General features: G+C 59.6%; 10 protein-coding genes. 3 read left to right on the forward strand and 7 right to left on the reverse strand.

The window, feature by feature from the left end:
• Positions 1-52: 52 nt before the first annotated feature.
• Entirely contained in the window at positions 53-295 is a 243-nt protein-coding gene (locus CQ020_RS06335; RefSeq protein ID WP_105691049.1) for a hypothetical protein, read from the forward strand.
• A 769-nt stretch (positions 296-1,064) separates the two neighbouring features.
• Here CQ020_RS06335 and CQ020_RS06345 read toward each other — a convergent pair.
• From CQ020_RS06345 to CQ020_RS06365, 5 genes are all read right to left on the reverse strand, one after another.
• The gene (locus tag CQ020_RS06345) at positions 1,065-1,928 is read right to left on the reverse strand and encodes an ABC transporter substrate-binding protein (protein WP_105691050.1); all 864 of its coding nucleotides are present in this window, start codon (positions 1,926-1,928) and stop codon (positions 1,065-1,067) included.
• Between the two features lie 59 nt (positions 1,929-1,987).
• Positions 1,988-2,650 carry an amino acid ABC transporter permease gene (locus CQ020_RS06350; protein WP_105691051.1) on the reverse strand — a complete coding sequence of 221 codons (663 nt, stop codon included), beginning with the start codon at positions 2,648-2,650 and terminating at the stop codon, positions 1,988-1,990.
• Positions 2,650-3,297, reverse strand: coding sequence for an amino acid ABC transporter permease (locus tag CQ020_RS06355; protein ID WP_105691052.1), 648 nt, complete (start codon positions 3,295-3,297; stop codon positions 2,650-2,652). Before CQ020_RS06355 ends, CQ020_RS06350 begins: the two co-directional genes overlap by 1 nt.
• Before the next feature lie 7 nt (positions 3,298-3,304).
• A complete protein-coding gene (locus CQ020_RS06360; RefSeq protein ID WP_105691053.1) occupies positions 3,305-4,096 on the reverse strand; it encodes an amino acid ABC transporter ATP-binding protein in 792 nt (263 codons plus the stop codon).
• Positions 4,097-4,258: 162 nt separating this feature from the next.
• Positions 4,259-5,587, reverse strand: a complete 1,329-nt coding sequence (locus CQ020_RS06365) for an FAD-dependent oxidoreductase (RefSeq protein WP_105691054.1) — start codon at positions 5,585-5,587, stop codon at positions 4,259-4,261.
• A gap of 155 nt (positions 5,588-5,742) precedes the next feature.
• Here CQ020_RS06365 and CQ020_RS06370 point away from each other — a divergent pair, with 155 nt between their 5' ends.
• On the forward strand, positions 5,743-7,110 hold the full coding sequence (locus CQ020_RS06370; RefSeq protein WP_105691055.1) for a GntR family transcriptional regulator: 1,368 nt from the start codon (positions 5,743-5,745) through the stop codon (positions 7,108-7,110).
• Between the two features lie 1,109 nt (positions 7,111-8,219).
• On the opposite strand, the gene CQ020_RS24750 is transcribed toward CQ020_RS06370, so the two are convergent.
• A complete protein-coding gene (locus CQ020_RS24750; protein ID WP_105691057.1) occupies positions 8,220-8,558 on the reverse strand; it encodes a flavin reductase family protein in 339 nt (112 codons plus the stop codon).
• Between CQ020_RS24750 and CQ020_RS24305 the strand changes: the two genes are divergently transcribed.
• Positions 8,464-8,736, forward strand: a complete 273-nt coding sequence (locus tag CQ020_RS24305) for a hypothetical protein (RefSeq protein ID WP_219844661.1) — start codon at positions 8,464-8,466, stop codon at positions 8,734-8,736. The genes CQ020_RS24750 and CQ020_RS24305 overlap by 95 nt on opposite strands.
• Before the next feature lie 201 nt (positions 8,737-8,937).
• Here the strand turns inward: CQ020_RS24305 and CQ020_RS06385 are convergent, their stop codons facing one another.
• Positions 8,938-9,468 carry an IS110 family transposase gene (locus CQ020_RS06385; protein WP_258141735.1) on the reverse strand — a complete coding sequence of 177 codons (531 nt, stop codon included), beginning with the start codon at positions 9,466-9,468 and terminating at the stop codon, positions 8,938-8,940.
• Between the last annotated feature and the right edge of the window lie 499 nt (positions 9,469-9,967).

A 9,967-nucleotide genomic window follows, 5' to 3' on the forward strand; every position in this document is an offset into this window, starting at 1 on the left:
GCGTAGGGGGTGCACGGCCGCTTTTTGCAATCTATCAGAAAGGTCGCCAACCATGGATCAACGGCGCATCAGCGACTGGACCCTCCTCACCGGAACCAGCGTGGAACTACGGCAACAGGGACAACCGGTGTGCCGGGGATACGTCGACGCTGTGACGGAGGACGGTTCCATCCTTTGGCTCCAAACCCTGAACCAAGGACGGAAGCTCTTCGAAAAGGCGGAGTTTTATGAGGCCTGGGCTTCCGAAGAGCGCACCGGCTTCCACTACGAAGTAACCAACTCGGACTCGCAATAGTCGATCCGACCAAGAGGAAGCCATGGAATTGCTGTTCGAAGCCGCAGGCTGGGCAGGTGCGGCAGCGATTCTTGGCGCCTTCTAGTCTGTGTCCATGGGCTGGCGCGCGGCCGGAAGGGCCTTTCAAAGCGCAAACCTCGCCTCGGGGCTTGCGCATTCATCATCAACGGGCCTTCCACGAGGCTTGGCCGTCCGTTGTCGCGAATATCGCGTGGTTTCTCATCTCGGCGGTCGCACTCATCCGCCTGCGTCCGGTGAGGCAAATGCCTGGTGTCCCTGACTCCGCAGGACCACTGCCCATCGCTAACATTTCTTCTGACTCTGGCGCCGCGGACAACTGAGACCGTTGACTGCCTGGTGCTTGGCGCTGGCCGCTGAGTCCCGGCCAGTTGGCTGGATCTTCCACGACCATCTTGATTTTGATTGTGGCCTGGTTTTCGTGATCTGTATTGGATGTATGAACCACGGCGGTGACGTTGTCTTCCCGCCACTTGCCCGGGTTCTTGTGATTATGCCCGGTTCCGCGTGCCGCATCGTCCGAATCCCAACCGGCCACGCCCGGTTGATTGTCCCTTTGCCTGCAAGGTCCGGTTTCAAGAGTCGGGCATATGAGTAAGTTTGTGCCAAAGATGCGGCCGGATACATTGCCCTGGACACAGGATCCCGACGAAGGGGTAGGCAGACCGGGCAGGCCATGAATCCCGGGACGACGAGAAGGGCGACGCCGGGTTGATTTCCCGACGCCGCCCAAGGGTGCTGTGCGATGGAGTTAGAGTTCGCTGGGTGCGCCCGGCTCTCCTACGGAGGGATCGATGCCGTACTTTTCAAGGATTGTCTTGATGGTGCCGTTTTCGCGGAGTTTCTTGATGTCCTCGTCCAGGGCCTTGCCCAGCGTGTCGTCGTCGAGGGCGGAGGGCAGCATCACTTGGCCAACGGATGCGAACTGCGGGACGTTCGCGTTTGGCGTCACGTCCACCACTGTGGCTCCCTCAATGGGGGCGTCCTTGAACCGGTATTTTGCCGATGCTGAAGATGCCACCAAGGCGTCAATGCGGCCGGCTTTAAGGTCTGAGTAGATGGATTCGTCGTCCTGGTAGATCTTGAACTTATCTCCGAGCCACTTGGACATGCTGTCGTTCCAGAGGTTGCCTGCGACGGAGCCGATCATTTTGCCCTCAAGGTCGTCGCTCGTGAGGCCTGTTTTGGAGACGATCGCCTGCGGATCGCTCCATAGCGGCGTGCTCATGTAAACGATCTTGGTCCTTTCCTTGGTCCGCAGCCAGTTTCCCGATCCGATGTCGACTCGCTTGGATTGCACGGACGGGATGACAGCTCCCGCGCCGCCTGAGGTGCTGACGGTGACCTTGAGGCATTCGAGTTTGGCGATCTCGGCGATCAGGTCGCCCTCCATGCCGGTGACGTTTTCCCCACTCAGGATTGTGGCCGGAGCGTAGTCGTAGCTGGCGACCGTGAGCTCACCTTGGGTGATGGTCTTGAGGTCCGCGTGGGCGGGGGTGCAGTCGGAGCTACTAGCTGCTTCGCTGCCGCCGCATGCGGCGAGGGACATGGCGAGCATGCCGGCGACGGTGCCGGCGGAAAGCGCGCGCACGAGGGGGCGGGGAATTCGTGACATTGGGTTTCTCTTTCTTTGCTGGGGTTGTCGGGGAGGGTCCCCAAGGATGTGGAACGGGGTCAGTTGCGGAGCAGGTGGCGGCCCAGGCGCAGTTCCAGCAGCCGGACCAAGCCCAGGAAGATCAGCGTCAGAGATCCGTAGACCACTGCAGTGAGTGTGTAGACGCTGAGGTATTCGAAGGTAATGGAGCCGATTTCGAAGGCCTTGGACATGAGTTCCGGAACCGCGATCACGAAGGCGAGTGCGCTGCCTTGGAAGACCAAAACGGCGAGGCCGGCCAGAGGCGGGGTGGAGATTCTGAGGGCTTGCGGGAGGATGACGATGCGGAATCCTGTCCAGCCGCTGAGCCCGGAGGTGATCGCTGCTTCTTTTTGTCCCAGCGGGACTGCAGCCAGTCCGGCCCGGAAGTATTCCGAGGCGTAGGCGCCGGTGTTCCAGCTCAGGGCGATGATGGCCGTCGTCAGCGATGTCAGGGTAATACCGGCGTCGGGAAGGCTGAAGTACAACAGGTACAAGAGCACCAGTGCCGGCAGCCCGCGACCGATCTCAACGAAGGTGAAGGAGATCCATTGGAAGGGGCGGAATTTCGCTTCTGCCATCACCGCAAGGAGCAGGCCGAAGGGGAAACCAATAAGCAGTGCGAGTCCGGTCAATTGGAGGCTGATGACCAGGCCCGGTGCGAGGTTCGGCATCCACCCGAGCCATTGCGTGAGGAAGTCCATCAGACCACTCCGATCTTTCTGCGCAGTTTGAGGTCTACGCGGCGTGCGACAAGGGCGACCGCCAGACTGATGATGATGTAAAGCGCTCCGGCGACGACGAAGGAGAGCAGGCCTTCGTGGGTTTGTTTCGCACTTTGCTGTGCGTAGTAGGTGATTTCACGGACACCAATGGTGGAGGCGAGAGCTGAGTCTTTGAGGAGTCCGATCCCATAGGTGGCGATGGCTGGAAGGGCTACCCGGAAGGCCTGCGGGGTGATGATATGACCCACGGTGGTAAACGGGCTTAGCCCGAGTGCATGGGCGGCTTCGCGCTGACCATCAGGGATGCTGAGCAGCCCGGAGCGGTAGATCTCCGCCATGAAGGCCGAAGCGATGATCGAGAATCCGATGATGGCGGCCTGAAGGGTGGAGAGCCGCAGCGCGTACTGGGGCAAACCAAAGTAGATCAGAAACAGCCAGGTGATCGGCGGGATGACCCTGACTACGTTGATGTACAGAGTTGCTGCACCGCGGATGATGGCGATGGGTGATCGAGCGGCCCCCACCAGCACCAGGCCGATGAGGCCGCCGAACAGCAGTGAAGCTCCGGTTACGTAGAGGGTGAGTCCGATGCCTTGGGCAATCGAAGCCAGAAGTTGCATGATCATGGCTGGGTCACCTGTCCAATACGGCCTTGAGGAACTGCCGGGTGCGGTCGTTCTGCGGTTCCGACATCACCTGCTGGCTGGGGCCGATCTCAAGGACGCCGCCGTTGCCCATGACCATGATGCGGTCTGACACATCCCGTGCGAAGTGCATTTCGTGGGTGACGACCAGCATGGTCATGCCCTCGTCGGCGAGGTCGCGCATGACGGCCAGGACTTCAAGGCCGATCTCGGGGTCGAGGGCGGAGGTTGGTTCGTCGAAGAGCATGACTTTGGGCGACAGTGCAAGTGCGCGTGCTATGGCGATGCGCTGCTGTTGCCCTCCCGAGAGCCGTGCCGGGTATGCCTTGGCCTTTTCAGGGAGTCCGACCCGCTTGAGGAGCTGGTTTGCGACTTCTTCGGCTTGTTCCTTGCTTGAGCCCAGCACCTTCCGTTGGGGAAGGGTGATGTTCTCCATCACGGTCAGGTGGGGGAACAGGTTGAAGCTCTGGAAGACCATGCCCGTGACTCGGCGCAGGTGGTCCAGGCTGGCCTTGTCCGGCAGCTTGTCGCCGGCAACGACACGGGCTCCGCCGATGGCGATGGTGCCCGAGCTGGGCTTTTCCAGGTAGTTCAAGCACCGGAGGAAGGTGCTCTTGCCGGCCCCTGAGGGTCCGATGACGGAGACTACTTCTCCCTCCGCCATGGAGAGGTTGACGTCCTTCAGCACCTCGACGACGCCATATTTCTTGCCAAGCCCGGATACCTCAACCTCACCGGAGAGGGCGGTTGGGGGAGCTTTGGTGCCAAAACTTAAGCCCATTTTCGATTCCTTCAAATAGCTGACGCTTGGGTGACTTCCCAGCCGCGCGCACTTGGGGGGTGGTGTGATCTGTGCCCTATCAGGCTGTGGCCTCAATCACATCTAAAGAATACATCATTGAATGATTAATGCAATAGGTTGCCAGATGGAGTTCACACTTCATTACATTGCCGCCGAAAGAGCGTGCAAGACGTCGTGGCTGACCCGGTTGGCCTCTGAGTACGCTCCATGGGTACCGGCGGTCTCTGAGGAGTAATCGCCGGCAAAATGAAGCGTGCCGTCAACGGGCGCCTGAAGCTGGGGGAGTGCAGTGGCCCGGGTGGGCGTCAGCAATGAGAAGCAGTGCTGCCACGACTGGATGTTGGCTCCGAGGATGCGCCCCCGTAACTGCGGTGCCACGGTGAGAAACTCTTCGATCCACTGCTCCAGCACGCCCGAGGTGGGATCGTTGGCTTCCTCGATGTATCCGGCTGAATTGCCGTAGCAGACAAATTGGGCGGTACCGTCCTTGCGTCCCGGCCGGGGATTGATTACCACATCGAAAACGCGTCCGGCGGCGGCGATGAAAGACCAGTCGTCGACAACTGCCAGTTCCGGTGCGCTGATATCCACAACAACACCGAGCTCGGTGGAGCCGGGCGTTTGCACGGCGTCCAGAGCCTTGCTCTTCCATTCCGGCAGCTGCACCATGCCGGCAATCCTGGGAGCCGGGACTGCCAGGACGACGTGCCTCGCGGTCATGTTCCGTCCCGCGCCTCGGTCTGAATTGGTAGCGATTCGTAGATTCCACTGTCCTTCACTATCTTGGAAAACGTTCTCCACGCGGTGATGCAACTGGACTTCGGTGGACTGCAGGGCATCGGCCAAAGCAGCGGGGATCGCCTCCATGCCCTTGAGTGACACCACGCGATTCTTCTTTTCCTTCACCAGATAACTGGCGAAGTACCTCAGGGCGTAGGTTGCGCTGAGTTCGGAAGGGTGAGCAACGGAGCCTCCGCGAATGGCTGCAGTGAGTATTTCCTGGACGTCTTGAGGCAGGTTGCTGATTCGTGATTGGGCGGATTCTTCGCCAAACCCCGGCGTGGCCGGGCGAAGCTGCCCATCCACTGTGTTCGCGTAATATTCCGAGGTTGCCCGCTCGATGAAGGCTCGGAGGCCGTTGCGTGAGTCTTCCGTGAGGGGTAACCGTTCCACGAGGTCGTCGTTGTCAGCGGAGACTACGGTTGCCCCATTGACGTGGATGCCGAAGGTTGTTGGTTTGAAGGGCTCCAGTGCAACGCCTAGTTCAACTGCCAGCTCGTGCGACGCGGTGCCGGCGTACACGAACATCGCCCCCATGTTGACCGGTTCCCCGTGGACGTCCACGGTTTTCGCGCGCCCGCCAAGTCGTCCGGTTTCTTCCAGTAACACCACTTTTTGGCCCGCGCGCTCAAGATTGTAGGCCGCGGCCAGACCGGCCGGACCCCCACCAATGATGGCGACATCGTACATTTTTTCTCCTCGGGAATTGGGCTGGTTAGTCCGGCTCATCCGGACGCCGGTCATTGGTTTCAATGATTGGCAGCACCCCCAAGAGATGGGAATACTCGCTTTGCGAAATAATGAGGAAATGAGTCTTTGAGTCAACCCTTCCCTAGACTGGCCGAATGAAGACTGGAGATGTTCGTGCTGAGCTCAAGCGCGCTGTTCTGACGGCGCCGCTCTGGATGCAGGCGACCAAGAATTCCAGCCGCCAGGTTGCGGACGCCGTGGGCCTGAGCCAGTCATTCGTGGCGCGTACCTGGAAGGAGTTCGGGGAGCCCGAGGAGGAAATCGAGTCGGTAAGGGCATTGCTTGCGGAGCGGCAGATGGTCTTGGTCGGATTGGCTGTTGGACCGTCGGGGTCCTGTCTTGTCCTAAATCCTTCCCGCGCGTCGCGTTTACGCTATCCGGCCAGCCTGTCCACCAGTAGCAAGAGACGGCTACGGATGGTGTTGGCCGCCGACCTTCTTCGAGGCGTCGTGCAGGAACCGAGCTACACAGACGATCGCCCGGACCTGTGGTCATCGCTTAACTCAAGCGGGCTCGGCATCGCCGAAGAATCCATCGTCCTGGTCAGTGGCAACTTTGGAGTATCCGCCGGTGTGCAGCCGTCATTTCACTTTGCCGATGCCTGGCAATGGCAGAAGCTTGTGGCTGCATTGGACCTGTTGCCGGAAGTGCAAACGGGCGAGTCATTGGTGGACTTGGAATGGCGCATACGCCGCTGGTACCACAGCGGGCGGGCGCCGTTTACGTGGGTTGTTGACCGTAAAGAGCCTGGCGCCATGGGATCAAGTGCAGATGATTTCTTAGGGGCCGGAAATGCGCTGGCCGAAGACATTCTCTCAGCAATCCGACAAGGGTTGGTCGACGGAACTTTTTCGGGCGAAAGCGAAATTTCCCTCAGTAAGCTGAACCGCTTGTTAGGTGCGCCTGTGAGGGACATTCGAGCTGCGGTTCGCGCGCTCACTGAAGATGGTTTGGTTACCGCGGCGAGATCAGATTCCGTGGTGGTACGGATTCCATCTCTTGATGACGTAACCGAGACCTATATGGCTCGGCGTGCTTTGGGGGCGATCGTGGTCCGAGCAGCAAGCCGATGGAGCGCTGAAGGTAGATCCCGTGTGAAGCACCACATTGATGAGCTGGGGGATTGTGCTCGCCGCAACGATGTCACGCGGGCCCACTACTTGGATCTGGACTTCCAAATCGCCCTGTTCGAGGGATCAGGTTTGAATCGAATACCGGCAATTTTGGAGACGCTCACCAAGCAGGCGTTCATGCATTTTGCCGTCATGGGTGCCCGCTATGCATTTTCACCGAAGATTATTCTTGACCAAAACACCGAGATCTTTGAAGCAATTGATGCAGGCGACCTTAGGGCCGCGACCTTGAGCTGGCAAACCAAGATGGATGTCGGCCTCAGCTACCTTGCCCAGCACATTTCAGCCATGAATGCCATCAACGAACGGCGAGGCATGAACCGGGGCTGACCGCGAACAAGCCCACTCAAACCCCAAGCACGTTCGACGATAGTGCCAGCTTGAACGCGCTAAATCGAAGTGCTAGCAGCTACTTCAACTCCCGTACTTCTAGCGCCGACATTAGACGTTTTGTCGTCGGGCCGGCTGGCAGGTCTCGTCATGATGCTCGTTGTCGTCTTCGCCATGAAAGTGATTAAGGAGGTGCAGCCACTGTGTTGGATATTCATCGTTCTGGCGGGCAGGGGATGGTCGGATTTGGGTTGTTCGTCGGGCCGCCCGGACATCAGGCCTTGGACGTTTCTGACTCATCTTGGCCGGGGAATTCACGAGATTCGATGGTGCCGTCGAGCAGGTGGGTAGGGGGACTGAGCACGACATGACTTTGAGATCCTTCGTCAGAGTTATTGGTTTTGGCTCGTTCTTTGAGCGAGGAATCGGGCCAGGCCGATGCTTTGTCAGGCCAAAGCATGTGTGTACATTGTCCACACTTAAATCTTCTTTATGGCGACTGAATGCAGCCATGCGCTCTTCCCTCCTTGGACCTATATCTACTCATGCATGTGAGTGCCCATAGCGACATGACGCCGATCAGGAGGCGCTCTACATACGTAGGCTCATTCCGCGGTGGGGTTTCAGAGGCGGTCGGCTGAGTGCTTTCAAGTTGGTCTTGGCCGTGACCTCGACGCGCACCTTGAAATCAGTTGGAGGCTGGCCCGACACAGATGACCGCTCCCCAGCGGAGCCTGCGGGACATTGCATCTCACGCGATCGTCGGCTGAGCGGACCGGTCTTCCGAAAAGAACCCGTTCGTCAACCCACCTCGGTCGTCAAACCTGTGCTTGCTGATCACGCGCCGAAACTGGTGTCGGCTCAACCCGTCCACAGCTAGCGTCAGTTCAGATTTTCACGCCTGAAATTGGGAGCCTCTGGGGTACTTCCTATCGGCAATAGCCGTGGTTGTCGGATGAGAACTGTCTCTTGGTTTCTGCGGTGGGAGGACCTGTAAGCGGGGGAGAAGGCCGGAGAACCCGTGGGTTTTAGAAGATGAGCCGGTCTGTAAGGCTGCGGCTGCTAAGGCCCATAACTCGGGCCAGGACGAAGACATGGTCTCCGAAGGGCTAACGTTCTCGATTTGGCATTCCATGGCTGCGACGGCGCCTGTGACCAGTGGGGGCAACGTATGCTCCCTGGGTCCAGAAGCTGTTGGCGAAGCGATTGGCTTCCTTTTTACCCAGCTTGCGGCCAAAGCCTTCCTGGCCGGAGGCCAGTGTGCTGATGCCGAGCACGGTGGCTTTATTGAGCTGTGGCCAGCTGGAGGGCTCCTGGCCGACAAAGAAGCCGACCAGGCATGGGTCGAGGGAGATGAAGACGAATGATCCAAAGATCATGGCAGAGCGCTCGTCGGTGAGTTCGGGCTGTCCCGCGATGACAGTGACGCTGGTGGGCACCATCGACATGACGTCTCGCAGGCGGGTGAGGTCGATGGTGCCGGGCTATTCCGTAACTGTAGTCATGGCTGCCTCCTTCGGTTACCCGGTGCTGCTGGATGTTGTAGTAGCGCTGTTCCGGATCGATCCGCACTTCAAATCCATCGAGTTTTTGGATGAGAATGCGGGAGTCGAAGCCTTCGGGTGAGAGCCACAGCATCCGGGAATCCGGGGGGTGGTTTCGTGCTGTTCTAACGTGCGTGCCATTTCGGCGAATTTCCACGGTTGCTGTGGGGGCGGAACCAATCATCGACCTGAAAGGCCTTTGCCGGCCGAGGGATATAGGTCGGCACGTTGGATTTGCCGGCGACCCGCAGCCCGGTGGGTCCGGCGTACTTGATGAACAGTTCTAGAACCGGGACCGGGGCGGCACGGTTCCCGGGAAGACGCGTTGCAGGGCAGGGAAAATCTGAAGCCGGAGAGAGCGCAGGCGATTGATCGCGCTGGTGCACTCGTGCGTCAGATCTGCGTCGAATCCGGAGAGCACCTTCAGTGCCGTGAGCACGTCGCTGTCCCGGTCAAGAGCCCGCAGCGTGTGCGGCATCGACCGCGCCGTTTCGGCGATGATGAACGCGTCCCTCTTGGACTTTCCCGGGTAGAGGTCAGCGGCTTTGTGCGTGGCCAGGCCGGGCAGGTAGTCAACGGTGCAGCCGCAGTCACGTGCCACGGCTATCGGAAGGGCGCCGATGGTGTTGGGCTGGTCCACGGTCACGAGCACCGTGCCGTGTTGCTGCAGGTCGGTGAACAGCTCGCGCAGCCGCGCTTCGTCCTGCGGTAACGGCTTGTCGAAGACTCGTTCGCCGGCTGCGTTCAATGCCGCGGCGTGATGCTCGGATTTGCCGACATGAAGCCCGCAATAAATCTCGTATACATCGTCCATCCGGCGCTCCTTTGCGCCACTCATGGCCGTCGTCACGACACCCGATGCTGGCACCCACGTTGCAAAGAGATCTGGCCTTGTGGAAGGGAGCCGGCTGTGTCCCTATCAGCAGTCAACGCGTGTCTCCGAACCTGGCGACACCGCCCGGATCATTAGTGACAGGGCAAGAATGTCATGCCAGGTGCAGAGACCCAGTCCCCGGCTTTCGGGGACTGAATGTATGAAACGGGTAACGGAGATATACCTCGCCATGTGCATCCAAAACCATGAAGTACCTGGCAGAGATCCGAGACGACCGCAAGGCTGCCTGGAACGACTCCGCCGACAATGCGAGTAGTTCCTCACGTGGGCGTTGCCCGCGAAGGTTGGACCGTGCCTCACGTGGGCGTTGCCCGCGAAGGTTGGACCGTGCCTCACGTGGTCGTTGCCCGCGAAGGTTGGACCGTGCCTCACGTGGTCGTTGCCCGCGAAGGTTGGACCGTGCCTCACGTGGTCGTTG

This window comes from Arthrobacter sp. MYb23 (assembly GCF_002979775.1).
Lineage (GTDB): Bacteria > Actinomycetota > Actinomycetes > Actinomycetales > Micrococcaceae > Arthrobacter.

Bases quoted from the DNA above. Each gene is read 5' to 3' on its own strand.
- CQ020_RS06335 (WP_105691049.1), top strand. From the start codon at position 53: ATGGATCAACGGCGCATCAGCGACTGGACCCTCCTCACCGGAACCAGC.
- CQ020_RS06345 (WP_105691050.1), bottom strand. From the start codon at position 1,928: ATGTCACGAATTCCCCGCCCCCTCGTGCGCGCGCTTTCCGCCGGCACC.
- CQ020_RS06350 (WP_105691051.1), bottom strand. From the start codon at position 2,650: ATGGACTTCCTCACGCAATGGCTCGGGTGGATGCCGAACCTCGCACCG.
- CQ020_RS06355 (WP_105691052.1), bottom strand. From the start codon at position 3,297: ATGATCATGCAACTTCTGGCTTCGATTGCCCAAGGCATCGGACTCACC.
- CQ020_RS06360 (WP_105691053.1), bottom strand. From the start codon at position 4,096: ATGGGCTTAAGTTTTGGCACCAAAGCTCCCCCAACCGCCCTCTCCGGT.
- CQ020_RS06365 (WP_105691054.1), bottom strand. From the start codon at position 5,587: ATGTACGATGTCGCCATCATTGGTGGGGGTCCGGCCGGTCTGGCCGCG.
- CQ020_RS06370 (WP_105691055.1), top strand. From the start codon at position 5,743: ATGAAGACTGGAGATGTTCGTGCTGAGCTCAAGCGCGCTGTTCTGACG.
- CQ020_RS24305 (WP_219844661.1), top strand. From the start codon at position 8,464: ATGAAGACGAATGATCCAAAGATCATGGCAGAGCGCTCGTCGGTGAGT.
- CQ020_RS24750 (WP_105691057.1), bottom strand. From the start codon at position 8,558: ATGTCGATGGTGCCCACCAGCGTCACTGTCATCGCGGGACAGCCCGAA.
- CQ020_RS06385 (WP_258141735.1), bottom strand. From the start codon at position 9,468: ATGGACGATGTATACGAGATTTATTGCGGGCTTCATGTCGGCAAATCC.